The sequence below is a fragment of the Neobacillus sp. KR4-4 genome (assembly GCF_042136325.1).
Taxonomy (GTDB): Bacteria; Bacillota; Bacilli; order Bacillales; family Cytobacillaceae; genus Neobacillus.
Genome location: NZ_JBHHJU010000020.1, coordinates 18,115 through 40,780, shown reverse-complemented (window position 1 = coordinate 40,780; position 22,666 = coordinate 18,115). Strand labels below are relative to the sequence as shown.

Annotated in this window: 12 protein-coding genes; 8 read left to right on the top strand and 4 right to left on the bottom strand. The window is 40.9% G+C overall.

Going from position 1 to position 22,666, the window contains the following annotated elements:
• Nucleotides 1-107 precede the first annotated feature (107 nt).
• The 7 genes from ACE198_RS18640 (at nucleotide 108) to fdhD (ending at nucleotide 16,203) form a co-directional block, all read left to right on the top strand.
• The gene (locus tag ACE198_RS18640) at nucleotides 108-8,450 is read left to right on the top strand and encodes a glycoside hydrolase family 94 protein (protein WP_375376640.1); all 8,343 of its coding nucleotides are present in this window, start codon (nucleotides 108-110) and stop codon (nucleotides 8,448-8,450) included.
• Nucleotides 8,451-8,730: 280 nt separating this feature from the next.
• Nucleotides 8,731-9,747, top strand: coding sequence for an SDR family oxidoreductase (locus ACE198_RS18635; RefSeq protein WP_375376639.1), 1,017 nt, complete (start codon nucleotides 8,731-8,733; stop codon nucleotides 9,745-9,747).
• An 850-nt stretch (nucleotides 9,748-10,597) separates the two neighbouring features.
• Nucleotides 10,598-11,410 (top strand): formate/nitrite transporter family protein, encoded by an 813-nt coding sequence (locus tag ACE198_RS18630; RefSeq protein WP_375376638.1) that lies wholly within the window; start codon nucleotides 10,598-10,600, stop codon nucleotides 11,408-11,410.
• A 60-nt stretch (nucleotides 11,411-11,470) separates the two neighbouring features.
• A complete protein-coding gene (gene fdhF, locus ACE198_RS18625) occupies nucleotides 11,471-14,443 on the top strand; it encodes a formate dehydrogenase subunit alpha (protein WP_375376637.1) in 2,973 nt (990 codons plus the stop codon).
• A complete protein-coding gene (locus ACE198_RS18620; protein WP_375376636.1) occupies nucleotides 14,443-14,922 on the top strand; it encodes a helical membrane plugin domain-containing protein in 480 nt (159 codons plus the stop codon). Before fdhF ends, ACE198_RS18620 begins: the two co-directional genes overlap by 1 nt.
• Nucleotides 14,923-15,014: 92 nt before the next feature.
• Nucleotides 15,015-15,371 (top strand): Na-translocating system protein MpsC family protein, encoded by a 357-nt coding sequence (locus tag ACE198_RS18615; protein WP_375376635.1) that lies wholly within the window; start codon nucleotides 15,015-15,017, stop codon nucleotides 15,369-15,371.
• Nucleotides 15,372-15,387: 16 nt separating this feature from the next.
• Entirely contained in the window at nucleotides 15,388-16,203 is an 816-nt protein-coding gene (gene fdhD / locus ACE198_RS18610) for a formate dehydrogenase accessory sulfurtransferase FdhD (protein ID WP_375376634.1), read from the top strand.
• Between the two features lie 149 nt (nucleotides 16,204-16,352).
• On the opposite strand, the gene ACE198_RS18605 is transcribed toward fdhD, so the two are convergent.
• The 3 genes from ACE198_RS18605 to ACE198_RS18595 form a co-directional block, all read right to left on the bottom strand.
• Nucleotides 16,353-16,622: a hypothetical protein gene (locus ACE198_RS18605; protein ID WP_375376633.1), complete on the bottom strand. Its 270-nt coding sequence runs from the start codon at nucleotides 16,620-16,622 to the stop codon at nucleotides 16,353-16,355.
• Between the two features lie 502 nt (nucleotides 16,623-17,124).
• Complete coding sequence (locus ACE198_RS18600) at nucleotides 17,125-18,804, bottom strand: Ig-like domain-containing protein (RefSeq protein WP_375376632.1); 1,680 nt, start codon at nucleotides 18,802-18,804, stop codon at nucleotides 17,125-17,127.
• 231 nt (nucleotides 18,805-19,035) lie between these two features.
• Entirely contained in the window at nucleotides 19,036-19,605 is a 570-nt protein-coding gene (locus ACE198_RS18595) for a dihydrofolate reductase family protein (protein ID WP_375376631.1), read from the bottom strand.
• A 273-nt stretch (nucleotides 19,606-19,878) separates the two neighbouring features.
• Between ACE198_RS18595 and ACE198_RS18590 the strand changes: the two genes are divergently transcribed.
• Nucleotides 19,879-20,472, top strand: coding sequence for a thermonuclease family protein (locus ACE198_RS18590; RefSeq protein WP_375376630.1), 594 nt, complete (start codon nucleotides 19,879-19,881; stop codon nucleotides 20,470-20,472).
• A 1,233-nt stretch (nucleotides 20,473-21,705) separates the two neighbouring features.
• On the opposite strand, the gene ACE198_RS18585 is transcribed toward ACE198_RS18590, so the two are convergent.
• On the bottom strand, nucleotides 21,706-22,614 hold the full coding sequence (locus ACE198_RS18585; protein ID WP_375376690.1) for a metal ABC transporter substrate-binding protein: 909 nt from the start codon (nucleotides 22,612-22,614) through the stop codon (nucleotides 21,706-21,708).
• Nucleotides 22,615-22,666: the final 52 nt, after the last annotated feature.

Genomic DNA, 22,666 nt, shown 5'->3' with positions numbered 1-22,666 from the left:
CTTCTCTTGACATTCCCCATGGAACTTTTTTGCATATTTTCCAGCCGGAATGGGCAATTTTTATCAGTATAGCACTTGGTGAAAAATGCCTTTTTGGGGGGAATAATTTGATTTTTAATAAAGAGCAGTTAAGAGAAGAAGCGCATAAAACAGCATTAACCCACGATCCTTACATAAGTCGAAAGAAATCAACACGCTTTATACGGTCAAATGAGTCCGACTTTGAGAAATTGCGTAACTTTGTTAACGACTTAAGAGATAATCGTTCATCCTGTTCACAGCCAGCCGAAGAATGGTTACTAGATAACGCGGAATTTTTGGAAGAGCAGGTGCTTGTTGTAAACCAAGAGTTGACGAAAAATTTTGTTCACTCTTTACCCCACCTCAAAAAAACGGGGGATTCTAGAGTTTACTCTATTTGTACAGACTATCTTCAATTTAACGACGGGCATTTAGATATGGATTCATATATTTCCTATCTACAGTCTTATCAAGAAGTTTCCGTACTGACAATGGGTGAAGTTTGGGCTGTGCCGCTTATTATGAGGGTGGCTTTGATTCGCCGGTTGGCCGAAATCATGGATACAGTTAAGGAAAGACGCGATGTTTGTGTGTTGGTTGAAAAGTTACTTACCGATATCAAGACCACAGAGATCACCCCTGAAAAACTGAAGCAAGTATTAGAGGAAGCTGGACAAGAAATGCCTCTTTCTGGACCAATGATTGTCCATTTGGTAAAACATCTGCGCGAACGAGCGGATTATTCTGCAACAGTCGGCGAATGGCTTATTTGCAAATTGGAGAATGGACCAGAGAGCCTTGATCACATATTGTCATATGAATATCAGCTCCAAGCTGCCTTCCAAGTAACAACAGGTAACCTAATCACTAGCTTGCGTAAACTTTCTCGATGGGACTGGAAGGAAACCTTTGAGCAAATTAGCATGGTGGAGCAATCACTAAGGAAAGAGAGGACTGGCCTTTATGCGCAACTTGATTTCTCTAGTCGAGATACTCTACGTAAGAGGATCGAGAGCCTTTCGAGACGTTTAAATCTGCCGGAAAATCTTGTGGCAGCACAGGCAGTGGAGCTCGCAGATAAATATGGAGAGAAACTATCGAGTGAGGAATCGCAAGAACAGGAATATAGCGAGGAACGAGCAGATACATATGGAAAAGAACTTAACCAAAAATATAGCAAGGATAAAAATCGTCAATTATTTGTTGCCTACTACTTATTAGATCCCAATGGCATGATGCTATTGAGACAAGCATTAAAAATGTGTGGTAAACCACGAGCTCTCCCAGAAACAGGGTTAATGCGCCGAGCCACAGGGACCTATTTTAATATGTTAGCAGTATCCTTCGCTGTGTTCTTGATTGCCTTTTCAATATGGATAGGTTGGGATGAATTTTTTACACCGCTTCAATGGCTTGCTATTCTTGGAACTCTTTTGTTCCCAGTGTCAGAATGGGCGGTTACTTCAGCTCATTGGTTTATTGAACGAGTCAAAAGTCCAGTCCCATTATTGAGATTTGATTTTTCAAAAGGAATTTCCGCTGATGCGAAAACGATGGTCGTGATTCCTGTCATCTGGTCATCGATCACAGAAGTAAAGGAGTTGACAGACCGGCTTGAATTGCATTATTTGGCGAATCGGGATTCCAATCTCCACTTCGCGTTACTTGGCGACTTCCAGGATGCGGAGACAGAGTCACTAGAACAGGATGAAGTCATTTTAACAGCGGCTAAGAAAGAAATTGAACGATTGCGAACGACCTATTCCAGCACAAACTTTCATCTCTTTCAGCGTAAGCGGCAATGGAACCCGTCAGAAGGTGTTTGGATGGGATGGGAGAGAAAGCGTGGAAAGCTAGTCGAATTTGTAGAGCTTCTAAAAGGGAGAAAGGATACAAGTTTTGCTTTAATAAAAGCCGAGTTGACTACGCTTCAGGATGTGCGTTATATCATTACGCTCGATTCTGATACGCAGCTTCCACTAGAAAGCGCCCAGCGAATGATTGGTACACTCCATCTACCCTATAATCAACCGATCCTAAATGATACAAAGACAAGAGTAATCGAGGGCTACGGGGTGCTTCAACCAAGACTCAGTATGAGTCATGAGGCGTCAATGAAATCGCGCTTTGCCCGTCTATTTTCAGCGGATCCAGGGTTTGATCCATATGCGTTTGCTGTTTCTGATCCGTATCAAGATGCAATGGGTCAGGGGATTTTCACTGGAAAAGGAATATTTAATGTGGATGCGTTTTATCAAGTGCTATGTGAACGGATTCCGGATAACCGGGTGTTGAGTCATGATTTACTTGAAGGGAGTTTCCTGCGTGCAGGCCTGCTTTCCGATATTGAATTAATTGATCATTATCCAGCCAAGTTTATCGTCTTTCAAAAGCGGCTGCATCGCTGGGTCAGAGGAGATTGGCAGCTATTACTATGGTTGCTGCCAAGAGTGAAGAACCGAAGAGGTGAACTGCTGCCAGTCGATATGTCTGTACTGACTAAGTGGCAGATCATTGATAATTTACGGCGGAGTCTAATGTCTACGTCACTATTTATTACCACACTATTAGCAGTCACGATCCTTCCGGGATCACCTTTACGCTGGATTGCATTGGTGGCCGCGACATGGTTCTTGCCGGTTCTTCGCCAGCTTGTTACCTTTCAGACAAGTTTCATGAATCTGCGTAGTATTTTAAACACGGCGGCTCAAGTCTTGCTAGGGATTGTTACCTTGCCGTTTCAAATAGCCCTTTTGCTCGATGCTATTGTGAGATCGTTGTATCGTTTATGGTTTTCAAAAAAACGGATGCTCGAGTGGGTCTCAACGGATGAAGTGAATCGGAATAGTGAACGGAAGGGGACTCCTTTGCTCCAATCCATGTTAGGAGGTTATGTTCTTTGTCTATTGTTCTTGGCGGCAACCTTATTTAATGAAAATACAGTGGTGCAGATCATTGGGCTTACATTAACGGTGATGTGGATATGTGCTCCACTTGTCATAAGGTGGCTCGATCAGCCATCTCCAGAGGAACGTTTGGCATTTTCGGAAGAGGAGCTCGAAGAATTAACGAACCTGGCTCAGCAAATATGGTCTTTTTATGAAGATTTTGTTACCGAAAAAGAGAACTGGCTGCCGCCTGACAATGTGCAAATGGAACCGCCGAACGGGGTAGCGCATCGAACCTCTCCTACCAATATAGGGATGTATCTTACCTGCGCATTAGCGGCGAGGGATTTTGCGTTTATTGATACCCCTGGATTAATTTTACGGTTGGAGCGGACATTGGAGACACTTGAGCGGATGGAAAAGTGGGAAGGGCATTTATACAATTGGTATGACACGGAAACACTGAACCCGTTGTCACCGAAGTATATATCAACAGTTGATTCTGGAAATTTAGTCGGCTGTCTGATTACGGTAAAGGAAGGCTTAGCTGAGTGGCTAGACTCTTTTGATAAAAAGGAAACACCGATTTACCACTTTCATAACGATGAAAGACTGAAAACGGCTTTTTCCGAAGAAATCGCACCAGATGTCTCGAGACAACGAAGCGGTAAGAAGGCAAATAGTATATGGCGCGATAGGGGTCATGTGTTGCTTAAACGGATTGAAAAATTGATTGAAGAAACCAATTTCCAGCCACTATTTGATCATAGAGCTAATCTTTTTTCCTTAGGATACCATGCTGATCGAAATACACAGGATGAAGTGCTGTATGATTTAATGGCGTCTGAGGCAAGAATTGCTAGCTTTGTCGCGATTGCGCTTGGTCAAGTGTCTGTATCCCATTGGCATGTACTTGGAAGAACGATGACAAAAGTGGGGAAACGGCCCGTCCTCTTGTCCTGGTCTGGAACCATGTTTGAATTTTTAATGCCATGGCTGTTAATGAGGACCTATCGAAATACCTTGTGGGAAAAGACGTATGCTGCGGTTGTGGATCGCCAAATTCAATACGCACACCAGAGAGGAGTGCCATTCGGGATCTCTGAGTCAGGCTATTTTGCGTTTGATTACCAAATGAATTACCAATATCGGGCCTTCGGTGTCCCGGGTCTCGGTTTTAAACGAGGACTTGAACAAGATTTAGTTACTGCACCGTATGCAACGATCATGGCTCTGCCATTTGCAAAGGATCAGGCTTTGGATGCTTTGAAAAAAATAGAGAAGTTAAATGGTCGAGGTAAATATGGCTTTTATGAAGCAATGGATTTTACGCAAGAAAGGCTCCCTAATGGGAAGCAGCATCAGGTGATTCAAAGTTTTATGGCCCATCACCAAGGGATGAGTTTCTTAACCTTAGCGAACCTATTGTTGCCAAAAACAATGGTAGAAAGATTCCATCGGAATAAACAAATCCGTTCAGCAGAATTACTTTTACAAGAGCGGATTCCTAAAACGCCGAAGTATATTAAGCATCCAGCCTTGGGACGTGTACACAAGCCTTATTCCAAAACCGCTCAGGATGATCCAACTGTAAGAGAGTATATTTCACCCGACACAAAGGTTCCTGAAGTCAGCGTTCTCTCAAATGGTTCGTTCACAACAGTGGTAACGAATACCGGCAGTGGTTTTAGCCAGTACAAAGGCTTATTGCTCTCAAGATGGCGCGAGGACCCGGTAATGGATCCATGGGGGAGCTATGTTTATATAAGGGATATCTCCCAAGATAAAGTATGGTCGCCGTCGTACCAGCCATGCCGAGTGAATTCTCCGGAACAACACGTAAAATTTGAATTAGATCGTGCTACGTATATGCGGGCGGATGGAGAGGTTAAGACAAGTATGGAGATTTGCGTTTCATCGGAATGGAATGCGGAGCTGCGTAGAATAACATTAACCAATAACGGTGACGAAGCGAAAGTTTTGGAGGTTACTACTTTTGTTGAGCTTGCTTTGTCCAATCCGATCGCGGATGCTGCCCATACTGCCTTTAGCAAGCTTTTTATCCGGACGGCTTTCGATGCTGGATCAGGCTGCCTTATTGCTGGCCGAAGACCTCGTGAAGCAAAGGACCAGACACTCTGGTCGGCACATTCACTCATGGTGGAGGGTGATACCCTTGGAACGGTAGAATTTGAAACAGACCGCGCAAGCTTTATTGGCCGGGGCTATCGGCTATCCAATCCCCAAGGAATCCGGTCTCGCCTTCGTGGTAAGGTTGGTTCAGTGGCCGATCCAGCCTTTGTGATGAGACGGCGGATCTGCATTGAACCTGGCAAGGAAATTCGATTAGTGGCCGTCACTTCGGTTAGTGAGAGGAAGGAAGATGCAATCGAAATTATTCGTAAGTTTGCTCCTAATCAAGCTGTGGAACGGGCGTTTCAATTATCATGGAACCGAGGACAGATTGAAATTCGTAATCTGCATTTAACGAATCGAGAGGCAACTGATTTTCAAAGGCTGGCAGGTCATATTGTATATACTCCTCCGCTTAAAGAGGGCCGGAGTGAAAATATTTCAATCAATAGAAAAGGTCAGTCTGGACTTTGGAGTTTTGGGGTATCTGGTGATCGACCGATTGTCCTCGTCCGAATTGAAGACCGAAGCCAAATGCCGTTCGTTGTAAAAATGTTAACAGGTCATGAATACATTAGGAGACTTGGTCTCTTATTCGACCTTGTACTCCTTAACGAATCGGAGGAAGGTTATCAACAATTCTTGCAAGAAGCACTTCAGCAGGCGGCAGAACATGGAGTGGACCGATTTGGTGCAGGTTTATCTGGAGTATATGTGATTGCCTCTAATCAATTGGCTGCGGAGGACAAAGCATTGTTAATGGCTGTAGCTCGTGTCGAGTTCCGAGCAGGCGGTGCTAGTATAGAAACGCAAATGCGATTGCCTAAGGTTGAAACAGAAAATGAACCGCTTAGGTCTGAAACGAAGAATGGGTTGCCGGACCAACTGAATCCAGTATCTTCTGCAAGAAATAAGTTCGTTTCTTCAGGTCAAGCCATTCAAGCGGAAACGAAAGATTGGTTATTTTTCAACGGGTGGGGTGGTTTTTCCCCCGATGGAAAAGAGTACCGGCTCATGATTAAAAATGGAAACCACTTACCGGCGCCGTGGATTAATGTCCTGTCCAATCCTCGTTTTGGCTGTCTCATTTCCGAGATGGGAACGGGTTATACCTGGTGGCAGAACAGCCGTGAATGCAAGCTAACGCCATGGTCTAATGATCCCGTCCTTGATCCGCCCACGGAAACAGCCTATTTAAGAGATGAGGAAAGTGGTCAGTTCTGGTCAGTTGCACCATCCGCAGATCATTCAAACGAGCCATATAAAATAACGCATGGCAAAGGATTTACAAAGTTTGATCACGAAAGAAACGGCATTAAACACGAAATGATGGTATATGTACCATTAGAGGATCCGGTGAAAATCATCAAGTTGAAGCTGCAAAACAAGACTACGGAGCAAAGGCAGATTTCTATTACCTATTATGCGGAATGGGTATTAGGGGTTCAGCGACAGATGAATGCACCATTTATTGTGACGGAATGGGATGAGTCTGCGCGGGTCATGATCGCCAAAAACACATATCAAGAAACCTTCCGTGATGCCACCGCATTTTTGGGGATGTATCCACAGATGGGTGCTGATAAGGGCCAAGACCATTTAAACGATCTTACGTGGACCGCGGACCGTAACGAATTTATCGGACGAAATGGAACAATGGAACATCCAGCGGGAATGGATCGTGTGGGATTGTCATGTCGGACAGGCAACCATTACGAATCTTGTGGTGCGATTCAGGCTAAGCTTACGTTAGACCCGGGGAAAGAACAGGTAATTTACATTTTATTAGGATGCGATGATTCTAAAGAGAGCGTCTTACAGTTAACTGAGAAATACAGCCAACCTTCGGCTTGTGATCAAGCGATGGAGGAGATTACTTCTTTTTGGGACCATCATTTAGGCCAAATTCAAGTGTCAACCCCGTCAAAGGAAACCGATTTTATGTTGAACGGGTGGTTATTATATCAGTCTCTTGCCTGTCGAATATGGGCCAGAACGGCCTTTTATCAAGCGGGAGGAGCATTTGGCTTTCGCGATCAATTGCAGGATTCGCTAGCACTCCTGCATACGATGCCAGAAAAAACAAGAGCACAAATCGTGCTCCACGCCTCCCACCAATATTTAGAGGGGGATGTGCAGCACTGGTGGCATGAAGAAACGGAACGTGGAATCCGGACGACGTTTTCGGATGATTTATTATGGATGCCGTATGTGGTTTCACGTTACATCGAGCATACTGGTGATCGAACGGTTTTGGACGAAGTCGCACCGTTCCTAGTGAGTGAACAGCTTGCTGAGGGTGAACACGAACGCTATGAACCGACCGTACGTTCTTCTGAAAATGGATCTGTATATGAGCATTGCCTGCGAGCGATCGATCGGGCATTGAGCCGGATTGGTGAGCATGGTTTGCCATTAATCGGTGTAGGAGATTGGAATGATGGCATGAATCAGGTTGGTGTGAAAGGACGAGGCGAAAGCGTATGGCTCGGTTGGTTTATTTGTGACGTGCTGAACCGATTTGCCGAGATTTGCGAATTACGTGGGGATTCTGAACGGGTGGAGTCATTCCAGACAATGCGGCAACAGTTAACAGACTCTCTCAACAATGAGGGCTGGGATGGTCAATGGTACAGACGTGCATTTACCGATGCAGGACAATGGCTCGGCTCCATTCAAAATGAGGAGTGCCGGATCGACGCCATAGCTCAATCATGGTCCGTAATCTCAGGTGCGGCACCAATGGATCGTGCGGTTCAGGCTATGAACTCGTTTGACAGGGAACTCGTCGAGCAGGACCTTGCAATTGTTCGGCTATTGACTCCAGCTTTCGATCAGACTGAACCAAGCCCTGGATATATACAAGGTTATCCACCAGGAATCAGGGAGAATGGTGCCCAATATACACATGGAGTAATTTGGGGCATCATCGCTTGGTGTCAGCTTGGTAATGGTGATAAGGCAATGGAGATGTTTACAATGCTTAATCCGATGACGCATACTCGTACTGACCAAGAAGTAAGAAGATATACAGGTGAACCCTACGCAATTGCCGCTGATGTGTATACGGCAGAACCGAATCAGGGTCATTCAGGATGGACATGGTATACGGGTGCATCAGGGTGGTTTTATCAGGCCGGTATCGAGTGGATCCTAGGGATTCGACGCCGAGAAACTCGTCTTTATATTGATCCGCGTATTCCAAGTGAGTGGCCGGGATTCTCTGCTACGTACCGATTTGGGAAGACTCCTTACCACATTAACGTTAAGAATGGGTCTGGTGGCAGTGGAAGCGAGTTGACTGTTGACGGCGTGCAAATTCCGATTCTTGAACAGGAAAAAGCTGCAGGACCATTTGTGGAATTACGAGATGACGGACTCGACCATCATGTGGAATTGAGAATTTAGGAAAAATAAAAACATGGGTAAGCTCCTTTTACTTAATTAAAATAGGGTCTAGGATTATGGAACCGACCAAATAAAGTGAGACATTGAAAAAGAACCACTAATCAAAATATCTAATTGATAGGGATAGGGAACACAACCTGCACTCCGGGGGTCAGTGTTCCCGTTTTTTTAATATTTTTAGTTATAATAACTACAAAAGGAATTTCGAAATCAATATAGAATAATTATTTGTTAACGTTTTAATAGAATGGCTTGCTTGAAAATTAGCGGAGGTGGAAAAATGAAAGCTTTATTTATCGGTGGGACGGGAACGATTAGTTCTGCCATAACGAAGCAATTGGTAACAATGGGATGTGAGCTTTATCTTCTTAATAGGGGGAGTCGGAAGAATCGCTTGCCAGAAGGGGTAAACTTACTTAAAGCCGATATTAATGATGAAGACCAAGTTTCCAGACTGATTGAAGATTTAGAATTTGATGTTGTTGCTGATTTCATTGCGTTTGAACCTGCACAACTTGAAAGAGATTATCGATTATTTAACGGGAAAACGAAACAATTTATCTTTATTAGTTCCGCTTCTGCCTACCAAACTCCTTTGTCCGACTATCGAATTACAGAAGGAACGCCATTATCAAATCCATATTGGCAATATTCGAGAAATAAGATTGCCTGTGAAGAGTATTTGCTGAAGCTTTATCGAGAGGAAAGCTTTCCGATTACGATTGTAAGACCAAGTCACACCTATGACGAACGTTCGATTCCTCTTGGAGTACAAGGAAGCAAAGGTGCCTGGCAGGTAGCCAAACGAATGCTTGAGAATAAACCGGTTATTATTCATGGGGATGGAACATCACTGTGGACGATGACACACAATCGTGATTTTGCTAAGGGCTTTATTGGCTTAATGGGCAATATCCATGCAATCGGTGAGTCTGTTCATATTACTTCCGATGAAAGTCTAACCTGGAATCAAATTTACCAGGCCATCGCGGATGCACTCGGAGTTAAACTGAATGCGATCCATGTGTCATCTGAATTTTTGGATGCATGCAGTAAAGAGGATTACAGGGGGGGATTATTGGGGGATAAGGCCAATTCCGTCGTTTTCGATAATACTAAACTAAAAAGACTGGTTCCCGATTTTGTTGCTACGACCCGATTTGACCAAGGGATTAAGCAAACGGTCGAATACATATTAGCCCATCCTGAACTACAAATACCGGATGAGGAATTTGACAATTGGTGTGATAGGGTTGTTGACGCATTAAATACGGCATTAAAGATGATTAATGAATAGATCCTATAAAAGGATGTTCTTTCAAAAAGAAGATAACTTAGGAACGGGTGACAGAAAAAGTGCAGTTGTTCAAGCTCCTAATTTATTGAAAATAATGGTTCAATCGGAGCTTAAATTATTGGATAGATAAACCATTAACGTTGGCTGTACTAATTTTCGTCACCACTAAAAACAAAAATTTAGGAATCCTGATTTTTTTCATAAGAAAACAGACGGATAAGTTGCTCTGTTATTATTTAATGTTGATTTTCGTTTACGTGTGAGAATTCATAGGCGGAGAAATTCCGGTTAATGTAAATAGAAGAAGCTTAAGAAGTGGAAATAAGGGAAGATATTCCCTTTAACTGCTCTAAAATAAGACAAAATCCAACGATTTGGATCATATAAGGGGAAAAGCTTCCTTTATTTATAGGGAAATATGGATATTTCCCAATTTAAGTGGAATTTTTACCTTTATTTTCCCAACATCACAAAATCCACATTCAGTTATAACAAGAGTTAAAAATTTTAAACCAATAGTTGAAAAAAATTCGTAAAATGTTCACAAATCAATGAATCCATGTTACTATAAGAAAGGTTTATAGAGGATGGAACGTTCATTGATGTAAGTTAATAATAATTGACTGTATATCCTGTTCTTCCATTGTTTCTGTAGCGGGATGGATTGCTAGTATAATAAATGCTCAGTTATCAGCCCACTGTAAAACGGTCCATGTATGGCATGGAAACCGATTTATGGTGGGCTTTTTTGCGTTTTTATTTACACGTAAAAACAGTGTGCAAAGAGATCGGCTATAATCCCATTGTATGAACAAAAAGCTTTTACATTCAATTAACTGGAGGAAAAAATATGGCGTTTCATAGTTCGCAGCGTATTACGGAATTAGCAGTGGATGCTGGCGCGAAAAAGGCATTCATGCGTGCTGAACATGCACTATTATTAGGATTCTTAGGTGGAGCTTTTATTGCACTTGGATTTTTATTAGATATTCGAGTCATTGCTGATCTGCCGAAAGAATGGGGGACCTTCAGCTCTCTATTGGGTGGAGCGGTTTTCCCAGTCGGCCTCATGTTAATCATTATTGCAGGCGGCGAATTGTTAACAGGGAATATGATGGCTCTTCCGATTGCTGTTCTAGCCAAGCGTGCGACAATTGCACAACTAGGTAGGAATTGGCTGCTAGTATTAATTAGTAACTTTATTGGAGCGATTTTCGTTGCCTATTTCTTTGGTCACATAGTAGGATTAACGGAATCTGGTCCATTTCTTACCAAAACTGTTGCGATTGCCCAAGCTAAAATAGATGAAACATTTATTAAAACCCTAATTTCTGCGATTGGTTGTAACTGGCTCGTTTGTTTGGGCGTTTGGCTTGCCTATGGTGCAGACGATATCGGTGGAAAAATATTAGCTATTTGGTTCCCGATTATGGGATTTGTAGCGATTGGTTTTCAGCACGTAGTGGCCAACATGTTTGTCATCCCGGCAGCGATCTTCGCGGGGCACTTCACATGGGCAGATTATATAGGAAACTTTATTCCAGTAGTTATCGGCAATGCAATTGGCGGCGGTGTTTTTGTAGCCTTGATCTATTGGACGGTTCACAAGGATTCTCTTCAATTATCATCTAAAGCAAAATCTAGTATTAAAAAAGCAAGTTAATAACTATTAATTTTTGTAGTTTAATAGATTTCTCTGTTTTTTTACTAAGGAGGACTTACTGTGAAGGAAAAAGTGAATGTTCTTATCAACGGAACAGCACACGAAGTAGAAAAAGGAACTCGTATTTTAGACTATTTACTAAAGCAGGAAATGGAGCATCCGCACATATGCTATTCCGAAGTTCTCGGACCGGTACAGAGCTGTGATACGTGTATGTGTGAAGTAAACGGCAGCATTATGCGAGCATGTTCCACTGTGGTCGAGGACGGAATGGACATTTTGACCTCCTCTGAGCTTGCAAAAGAAGCCCAAGAGGAAGCCATGGACCGTATTCTAGAAAACCATCTATTATATTGCACCGTATGTGATAATAACAATGGGAATTGTCGTGTACATAATACGGCAGAAATGATGGGAGTCGAACACCAAACTCGACCACATCGTTCAAAGGGCTATGAAGTAGATATGTCTCACCCGTTTTATCGCTATGACCCTGATCAATGTATTTTGTGCGGACGCTGTGTGGAAACCTGTCAGGATCTTCAAGTGAATGAAACACTAACTATTGACTGGGAAACCAATCAGCCGCGTGTCTTATGGGACGGTGGAAAAAGCATTAACGAATCATCATGTGTCTCCTGCGGTCAATGTGTGAGCGTTTGTCCATGTAACGCCTTAATGGAAAAATCCATGCTTGGTAATGCAGGATTTATGACAGGTATTTCCGATGACTTGCTTACACCCATGATTGATATCGTCAAAGCAGTAGAGCCGGATTATCAAACGATCATGGCCGTGTCAGAAGTAGAAGCAGCCATGCGTGAAGAGCGAATCGAAAAGACAAAAACCGTTTGTACATTCTGCGGTGTGGGTTGTTCCTTTGAAGTATGGACCAAAGACCGTGAAATTCTTAAAATTGAACCATCTGAAAATGCGCCAGTTAACAGTGTTTCCACTTGTGTAAAAGGGAAATTCGGCTGGGATTTTGTTAATTCACAAGAACGAATTACCACACCATTAATTCGAAAAGGTGATGTATTTGTAGAAGCAAGCTGGGACGAGGCTCTTTCGCTCGTTGGGGAAAAACTCGGCGGGATCAAAGATACCTATGGCAGTGATGCGATTGGGTTTATTTCGTCATCTAAAATTACGAACGAGGAAAACTACCTGATTCAAAAGATGGCTCGTCAAGTATTTGGAACAAATAATGTAGATAACTGCTCTCGTTATTGCCAATCACCAGCTTCATGGGGATTACAGCAAACCGGAGGCATCGGCGGCGACTCTGGAACGATTCAGGATATCGCGGGTGCAGGGCTTGTCATCCTGGTGGGATGTGCGCCTGCAGAAGGACATCCTGTGCTTGCCACTCGTATTAAGCGTGCGCAAAAACTTCATGGGCAAAAATTAATCACCGTGGATGTGCGCAGACATGAAATGGGTGACCGTGCTGACTTGTTCGTTCGTCCAAAGCAAGGAACGGACTATGTATGGCTTTCCGCTATTACGAAGTATATCATTGACCAAGGTTGGCACGATGTGAAATTTATCACAGATCATGTTAATCACTATGATGAATTTTTGGATATGATGGAGCCTTATAGTTTGGAAGAGGCCGAGAAGATTACGGGTATTACAAAAGAAACATTAATCCGAATGGCTGAAATGATTCGTGATGCGGATGGAACAGTCATTTGTTGGGGAATGGGTGTAACGCAAAATATCGCGGGATCACATACATCTGTTGCCATTGCGAACCTGCTTCTGGCAACAGGCAACATGATGCGTCCGAACGCTGGTGCCTACCCATTACGAGGACATAATAATGTACAAGGTGCAGCTGACATGGGAACAATGCCAAATATCTTCCCTGGTTATCAATCAGTCACAAATATTGAAATCCGAGAAAAATTTGAGAAGGCCTATGGAGTGAAAATCTCTCCAAATCCTGGCCTTGACAATATTGAAATGCTTGGAGCTGTTGATAGAGGCGAGATGAAGGCGATGTATATCGCTGGGGAGGATATGGCATGGGTCGATGCTGATTCCAATCATACTCAGGCGATGCTTGCGAAGTTAGATTTCCTTGTCGTACAAGAAATCTTTTTAACAACAACCGCCCAATTTGCTGATGTAATTTTACCAGGCGCTCCATCTCTTGAAAAAGATGGAACGTTTACCAATACCGAACGTCGTGTGCAGCGATTGTACCAAGCTTTACAGCCATTAGGAGATAGTAAACCAGACTGGTGGATTCTTACACAGCTCGCGAAAAAAATGGGCTTCGATTGGAATTATTCCCATCCAAGTGAGATTTTTGACGAAATGGCAAGCTTAACACCATTCTTCAGCCAGTGTAACTATGAGGTTCTTGAAGGATGGAACAGCTTTCACTGGGGCTCCCTTGATGGATCAAACACGCCATTGCTTTTCCAAGATGGTTTTAATTTCCCTGATAAAAAAGCACGGTTTGGTTTATTCGATTATGTGCCGCCTATGGAGTTCCCGCAAGAGTTCGATCTCGCATTGGATAATGGACGATTGTTGGAGCACTTCCACGAAGGAAACTTAACACAAAAATCAGAGGGACTTAACTACAAATTCCCGAAAGTGTTTGTGGAAGTATCTCCGGAATTGGCAAAAGAACGCAGTGTAAAGGACGGTTCATTTGTACGTCTTGTATCACCATACGGTGCCATTAAACTCCCTGTTCTTGTAACCGATCGTGTGGAAGGAAAAACGGTTTATGTGCCAATGCATTCCTCAAGCCACGAGAGTGCGGTGAACCTACTGACTGGTGGAGCAGTGGATGTCGTAACACATACACCAGCGTACAAACAAACGAAAGTGCGGATGGAAGTCCTTGAACAGAATGGTGAAAATCCACTTCCAAGGTATAATCCACGTAATGCCACTCGTACACCGCAAATGGGGCTTGAAATCTACCGCAAGTGGGAACGCGGGGATTACACTCCGCTTGCAGAAGTAAACGAGCATATTAACCCTGGTTTCTATGACAGGAGGAATGCGTAATGGCTCAGCCGATTAAAGTCATTCAAAAGACAGAAATGACAGAAGAACAAAAGAAAATGCAATCCCTGGAGAATCTTCTCTGCGGGGTTGCAGAAAATAAAGAGTCGCTTCTAGAGACAATGAATCTGCTCCAGGAATTACATGATAGTGGGATCCTAGACGCTTTTGGAAGTCTTCTAAAAGCGAAAGAGAAAGCAGCAAAAATTGCGGTCCATCAGTTTACACGTGAGCCTGTCACAAACATGATCAATAATGCGATGGCGGCAGGTGGAATTCTGACTGAGCTGGATCCCGAAACAACAAGTAAGCTCGCTAAAAGCTTAACGGCTGGCTTGAAAAAGGCGGAGCAGGGATTAAAAGAGGATTCGAAGATTGGCATCTTTGATTTAATGAAAGCCTTAAAGGATCCTGATATTAATCGTGTCTTAGGATTTGGATTTAACCTTTTAAAAGGTATGGGTGAAGGATTAAAAGAGTAGGATGAAAGACAAAATACAAACCCATTCGTTATAGTCATGAATGGGTTTCCTTTTTAGAATCAAACTAACTGGTATAGATAGGGAGGACAGTCATGCCAAAGAATCTGGAGCATCAATTTAGTATGCTTGTTCGGGAAATTAGAAAAGAATATGTCGGCAATGGTCCAAAGGAAATCACCACTAAATTTATCGGTTCCTGGGCGATCAGTGAAATGAAAGGGAACCTGACAAATGTGGAGAAGTTTATGATTACTTCCGAACATGGCGAACAGATGGTCCATGAAACGAGAACGAGATTTGTAAAGGAAATCTATAAAAAACCTGAGGTCCTTATACGGTTTGAAAACCTGATGGGTGCAAAAGTAGTACGGTTATTTTCTGATATTAATATAAGTGAAGATATTGCCATGACTGTTTTTGTTTTTGACCAGCAGATCGCGGGAAAGTAATTAGGAGTGAAAAAGCATGGATCAGCCAATGAAAAGGGAAAGCAATATATGGCGGTACGAGGCAGGGGCCATACACAAAATAACGGATACCATCGTTACGGAATATCCGATTACCATTGTTCTGAATGACCAAGAATTCGCAACACTTGTTTGCAGCCCTGAGCACATTGAAGAACTAGTCGTTGGCTTTTTGGCGTCTGAAGGGATTATCAGAAATATTACGGAAATTAAAGAGCTAACGATTATAGAAGCGACAGGCCGTGCGATTGTCAATACGCATAAGGTGAACAAATTAAACGAGTTGTTCCATTCCAAACGAGTTGTCACATCTTGCTGTGGAAAAAGCCGTCAAAGCTTTTATTTTTATAATGATGCTAGAACCGTTAAGCCGCTGGAAAACGTAGATGCTACAATTTCTATTGACCAATGTTTTCATTTAATGCGACTAATGCAGGAGTCGTCCGTTATCTTCCAGGATACAGGGGGTGTTCACAATGCGGCCCTTTGTGACACTAACGGCATCATCGTCGACAGAACGGACATAGGACGCCACAATGCCCTCGATAAAATCTATGGTCATTGCTTGCAATATTCCATTTCTCTTTCAGACAAAATTATTGTTTTTAGTGGACGTATCTCCTCAGAGGTATTACTAAAGGTAGCCAAAATAGGCTGCGGCATCGTTCTATCAAAATCAGCTCCCACCGAACTGGCCCTAAGGCTGGCGGAAGAGCTTCAAATTACGACCGTTGGTTTTCTTCGCAATCATTCTTTAAATATTTATACAAGACCGGATCGTATTGAGGTACAGGGGGTTCAATCACTTACTTAAAGAAGTGCCGTTTCATCATTGGAGCGGTGCTTTTCTAATGTTAATTTTAGGATAGCCTTTGGCAAACGAAACGTTGGATCCGAAAATTAAAGGAAATTAACAAGGGACTTCAAAAGAGAAGTCCCTTTAAAATTAAAATCAATAATCTACTACTTCGAATTTATAACATAACCCTCATATATTATATTGTGTTGTTTGCCTGTTTCTATTGCAATCTTTAATGGTTGATAATCTGCAATGATATCTGACATAAACCATTGTCTACCTTTAGATACAGCAATTATAAGCCCATTCTCATCTCCAATGGTACTAAATGTTGGAGATGGCGGTCTCCACGTAGTTAAACCAAAAGAAGAATGAAGTACATCTACTGCTCCTAATACGTCTTCAAATGGAAGCCCGATTTCACTAATGTTCAAGATATCCTTATATGTGAAAGGACCTGGTGTCGAGTTTAATAAGTTATGACGTGCAATAAACTCTAAAATATTACCTGCAGGATCTTCAAAATATAAGGAATGAGCATTCCAACTCTCAAAATGAATAACATATTCATCCTCAGACTTTTGGCTGAGATCAATGAGTAAAAAATTAGAAAGGGAAGGTTTGCGTCAATCAGCAGCAGGAGAAATTCCATGATAAATTATTAATAATTTTTGTAAGGTTAAAGTGAAGATAGAGAAAATGATGTGATTTCGTTTCGGGACATGAAGAAGGAATTCGAGAGTGTTCCTGCTATAGCGGGGAATTTTAAGAGGGAGAAATGAAAGTGAGAGAGTCGAACAAACCCACATCTAGGATGGTTTAATCGGTACAGTCAAGCAAATCTTCAACAAGCTTTGCACTTCTCCACTTTTATATCCAGATTACATAAAAAAATACGATGCAATAAGAGATTCACTTCTTATCGCATCGTATGGATTATTTTACGACTTTAATCGTCCGGTATTTTTTATTACCAGCTTTATCAATCACGTAAACTTTTAAATAAGTATTTGCTTTCTGAGTTTTTATAGCTACTGAAAATTTGCCATTTGAATAAACCGACCCTTTGCCAATAAGTTTACTTCCTCTATAGATTTTCACTGAAGCGTATTTTTCTGCGCTTCCAGTTACCGTTTTAGATTTAGAAGTGACCTTATTAACACTTTGAATAGCTGGCGGCGTCTTATCAACGACTTTTAAACTCTTTGGTGCACTTACATTTCCTACTTTATCTGTGGCAGTTACACTAATTGTTGTTCCGGCTTTTTGCTTCGAAATCGTAAATTTGTAGATGCCGTTTGATGCCGTTGTTGTGCTTTTTTGGTACTTACCGTTGATTGATAATTTCACTGTGGATCCAGCTTCAGCTTTCCCTGTTACAGTAGTCGAAAGATCTGAAACACTATTCATCGATGGTGTAACGGGTCTAGTTTTATCAATTGTAAATTTAATTGTAGTTGTGTTACTCTCTTCATCTTTTACAACTAACGTGTATTTGCCGTCTTTTGTAACTGTAGCACCATTTTTGAAAATAGCTCCATTTAATAAGGCGGTACCTTCATCAAAAGTAATCTTTACATCCTTATTATAATTCGAATTATTTTTAACCCCAGTTACAATTGGAGCAACGAAATCTTTCTTTTTCGCTAGATAAGCAGATGAGATATAACCTGATAATGCTCCATCAGTAGATTTAACTGGGAACCAAACATAGTGCTTTTCATTATAATCTTTGCTACCTAGTTTAGTGTATTCAAAATCTCCAGTGATAATAAACGTCTTATTTAAAGGTTGTTCACTTCCATTTGAGTCACTAGTAGGGTGAACCTCCCTTAATTTCGTCTTATTTTCAGTAACTATTACAACGTCACCTTTTTTCAGTAAATAACCTGACTCATGGAGCACATCAGTTAAAACATAGTCAAATTTATTAAACTTAAAACCTGTACTGAAATCTGTTTTGTATTCAAAATCATTATACTCAAATGGATATTGAACTAATTTTGTATCATCATAAAAGCTTTGTCTTTCAATTTTACTAAATACCTGATCTTGATATGTATACCAATTTCTAGCTCCATCGCTACGGAATATTGGGCTGTTCGATGGCACTATGCCATTGTATGCCATGACAGGAAAATACCAATTTTCAATGATTTCTCTTCCCGCACCCGCTATTCTAGGTATTCTAGGAACACTAGAAGGATTTTGTAATTTATACTTTTCATTTAAAATATTAACGCCTGTCTCAATATTATAAATAATGTCGTCCGTGAGTCTTTTAAGTGTTTCTTCAGTTGGGTCTTTAAGGGTAACTTGCATAATACCGATTCCATTTTTATCGTCAGAAACAACTTCACCGTTTTCATCAAACTGCCTCCAAGCAGATTCTTGCTCAGCGACTGCTTTTACAACTTCAGGTGGTATATTCTTACTTAATGCAGCGTTCGTTAATAAACAATTAATTTGTTGATAAGATGGATTTTTACCTGTTTGAATATCACCCATTGACAAACATTTTGTAGCCCAATCCATTTCTTCTGCTGATGCTTTTCCAGCAATTAAACCAACAGAAAGCGTTGTTAATAAACCTAATTTTAAAAAGATCGATTTCAATACTCCACTCCCTAATCTATGTAAATATTTGTCTATCAATCTATCTATTGTATCATAAATAGCTAGATATCTTTTTATTTTCTCAATCATTAAAATAACAAAAAAAGTGATTCAGAAAATTGAGTCACACACAAATTATCGACAAATTAGTGGGTATCCCCTTAGTTGGAAAAGTGAAACTACTGTCAAGAATTACGGTGAAATAATATATCTTCGAGGTGAGAGATATTATTAGTTACCATCCCAATGATAGATTATTTGCACAACGCCAGACGAGAACGTTCTTGTATTAACCATTTTTAAATTTATTCTCTGTTTTAGATCAGCAAACAGCGGTTTTCCTTCTCCCAAAACAACCGGGTGAATAGATAATCTAAATTCATCAATAAGCCCTAATTTTATAAAAGTTGTAATGAGACTTGCTCCACCATATAGCCAGATGTCCTTCCCAGACTCTTTCTTCAATTGATTTACTTCTTCAAGAATATTATCATTTATAAATATGGCTTGATGATCAGGCTCTTTATGTGTTCTGGAAAACACATATTTCTTTTTACTATGAACCAATTTCCAGATTTCCTTTTCGGTATCAGGGTCTTCACTTTTTGGAAGATATTGTCCCCATAAATCGTAGCTTTTTCTACCATATAGAATAGTATCAATTTGATTCAAAAAATCAGTGAACCCCATATCAGGATCCATAATGCACCAATCAACCTCTCCATTTTTCCCTTCAATAAAACTATCTAAAGTAACTGCTAAATCTAAAATTATTCTTCTCTGTTTTATGGTATTTGTCATAACTCTTCATCCTTTTATCAATCAGATTTTTGATTCTTTCGCCCCGACGAATAAGGACTACGAAAGGATTAGATAATAGTAAGCTATACCTAATTCCGAATGTTTGTTCTTATCCTGATTTTATCAAAATTTCGGACAGGTATCAAATATCAACATTAAACCTATCCTATCCTTTTTCACTTTTTATTTCTATATAGAAGAGGGATGATGACTTAATCGCTGAAATCACGAGAAAACCTTGACTTGGAAGGGAGAACTAAGGAGGAGAAGAACATGAAGAAGAAATTAGCGGGAGGGGCCCTCATCGTAGCCGCATCCCTTTTTGCTATTCATCCTTCAGAATTAATCACAGGTGAAAATAGTTCAGAAAACCATATTCCAAAGAATGTGCCTACTGGAGAAGTAGTGGATCAGGCTCCTGAGCAAATTCCTTTTACACTAGTGGAAACCATCGATGGGGATACGATTAAAGCAAGAGTAAAGGGGAAGGTTGAAATTGTTCGTTATTTATTAGTTGATACGCCTGAAACAAAAAAGCCAGGAATGTGTGTCCAGCCATTTGCAGCGGAAGCTTTTCAAAGGAATAACGAGTTGGTAAAGGAAGGAAGTTTATCCTTGGAAGTTGAGGAGGGGACAAAAAGGGATGCTTACGGGAGATTGCTAGCATATGTATTTGTGGAAGGGCAGTCCGTTCAAGAAACGCTGATCAAGGAAGGTTATGCACGGGTCGCGTATATTATGGATCCACCCTATAAATATCTTAACCTATATAAAACAGATGAAAATCTAGCAAAGAAGAGTAAATTAAAGATTTGGGGCACGAAGGAATATGTCTCGTATTACGGGTTTATTGGGTGTGTGCGATAAGGAAAAAGAGCTCTAATATACTAAAATAAAGGGTTCCGTCTTGAGGTGAATATCATATAAATGGCATTGAAAATGGCTTGCAAACTGACATCAGTATTGCAAGCCGTTGTCGGGTTTATGGAGCTTAATTGAAACCAAAATCTATCTTTTTCTTCATACAGATAGGTAAGGCTTTGAAGTTATCGCTACCTTTTCCCCCCGTCCACACCGTACAAGCGACTTTCACCGCATACGGCGTTCCAACTATACCAATCCACTTTAACCATAACACTGTTCAGTATTATGATACTTAATGTGTTTCATTTCTTCCGTTTCAATAAGTCGGTGCCTCCCGTAGGAGGTGAACCTCTTTTAGTCATACGAGAACCTTATTAACCGATAAAGAATTGCCTTGCATGATTAAAGGAATCTTTAATAGTCTTGTGGCTATCCCTCCATGTTGATTAGACACTTCAACGGTACTGTACCACTACTTTCACTGATATAAAGAAAAGTTATACGGCAACTATTATCATTATCGCTTTCCTTTTCAACGCTTCGTCGGAAGTAAGCCCTCCACGTTATCAGCTTACAATGTTGAATTATATCTATTATAGAATGAACTTAGGTGCTTCCTGTAAGCCTGTTAGCTGTTCATATGCCTGTAACATATCATGGACTTTCATATAAGTTATTTTTACTCATCCACTGCTAACCTCACTCTAAGGCGATATACACATTTCTATGTATTGTGCTTGTAGACCCGTACATTCAGAAGTTCGTCAGCTAAACCTTTTCTTGTAGGTTTATTTGCATTCTCACCATATTCATTCAACTCAAGCATTATGAATTACACCACTCCATCGAGTAGGCTTTCGGCAGCCAAACTGCTACGGTAATTTCTCACGCCTTTTTGCCGAGCTTACAACACTATCATTCTTACTAAATCCAGTGCTATTCGACTAAGAGAGAACCCTTCAGGGCGTTACCCCATCATTTGATTCTTCGATATAACCCTTCAGTTCCGACAGGAACTGCCTGACCTTTACCTGAGCATTGTATGACCAATCTCAATTTAAGCCAGGAACATTTCGCACAACTAAAGCACCCGTTCGTATTATAAGGTCAGCCAGATATTTCTGGTTGACCTTTTAGCTTAAGTACAATCCTGCACAATCCAACCAAAAATATATAAAGAGGTTACTTAAAAGTTATTAGAATAAGGGCTCTTTAGAAGAACCCTAAATTAGATAACTAATCTAAAATCGATAATTTTAATGACTCCAGATTATTTTTCATAACATCTAAATAGTCTAAGCCCTTTTCTTGCTCTTTCTTCGTTAATCCCTCTAATGGATTTAATACTTCCGTTTTAGCACCTATTTCTTTTGCTAACGTTTCCGCCACTTTTGAAGATGTCATCTCCTCAAAATAAATAACTTCGGTATTTTTCTTCTTTGTCAGCTCTGTTAATTCAGTTAATTTTCCTAATGTTGGTTCGACATCGGGTGATAATCCTGCGATAGGAATTTGAGTCAATCCATATTGTTTTGCCAAGTATCCAAATGCAGCATGTTGTGTAACAAATTCTTTCTTCTTTGCTTTATCGACAGTATCTTTATATAAGTGGTCCAAATCAGCTAGCTTCGCATTTAAAGCTTCTGCATTTTTTTGAAACTGATCTTTATTTTTTGGATCTGCCTGTTCTAAAGCCTTAGCAATATTGTTTACTTCTACCTGAGATAGAACTGGGGAAAGCCAGACATGAGGATCTTTAGAAGATGTATGTTCCGAATGACCATGTTCCTCCTCATCCTCTGATTCGAGTGCATCCATCAATTTAATCCCATTAGCAGCCTCAACAACCTTTAAATTGGAATCATTAATACTTTTCAATACTTTTTCAGTCCAAAGCTCAAAGTATTGGCTATTGTATATAAAAACATCGGCGTTTTGAATTTTTATCATATCCTTTGCTGTCGGCTCCCAATCATGTGGTTCTGCACCATTTGGTATTAATAGTTCCACGTTTACTGAACTGCCAGCCACCTCTTTTGTAAAATAGTACATCGGATAAAAAGTAGTGACAATTTGCAGTTTTTTAGAATCTACACTTGTTTTTTCATTTTTCGTTGACACTGTGTTAGAACAACCACTTACCATGAATAGAAAAATAATTACTGGGATTAAAATTTTTTTCACTACATTAACCTCC

Excerpts from the sequence above, each read along its gene's own strand:
- ACE198_RS18630 (WP_375376638.1), top strand. The coding sequence starts at position 10,598 with ATGGCGTTTCATAGTTCGCAGCGTATTACGGAATTAGCAGTGGATGCT.
- fdhD (WP_375376634.1), top strand. The coding sequence starts at position 15,388 with ATGGATCAGCCAATGAAAAGGGAAAGCAATATATGGCGGTACGAGGCA.
- ACE198_RS18585 (WP_375376690.1), bottom strand. The coding sequence starts at position 22,614 with ATGGTAAGTGGTTGTTCTAACACAGTGTCAACGAAAAATGAAAAAACA.
- ACE198_RS18615 (WP_375376635.1), top strand. The coding sequence starts at position 15,015 with ATGCCAAAGAATCTGGAGCATCAATTTAGTATGCTTGTTCGGGAAATT.
- ACE198_RS18635 (WP_375376639.1), top strand. The coding sequence starts at position 8,731 with ATGAAAGCTTTATTTATCGGTGGGACGGGAACGATTAGTTCTGCCATA.
- ACE198_RS18620 (WP_375376636.1), top strand. The coding sequence starts at position 14,443 with ATGGCTCAGCCGATTAAAGTCATTCAAAAGACAGAAATGACAGAAGAA.
- ACE198_RS18595 (WP_375376631.1), bottom strand. The coding sequence starts at position 19,605 with ATGACAAATACCATAAAACAGAGAAGAATAATTTTAGATTTAGCAGTT.
- ACE198_RS18590 (WP_375376630.1), top strand. The coding sequence starts at position 19,879 with ATGAAGAAGAAATTAGCGGGAGGGGCCCTCATCGTAGCCGCATCCCTT.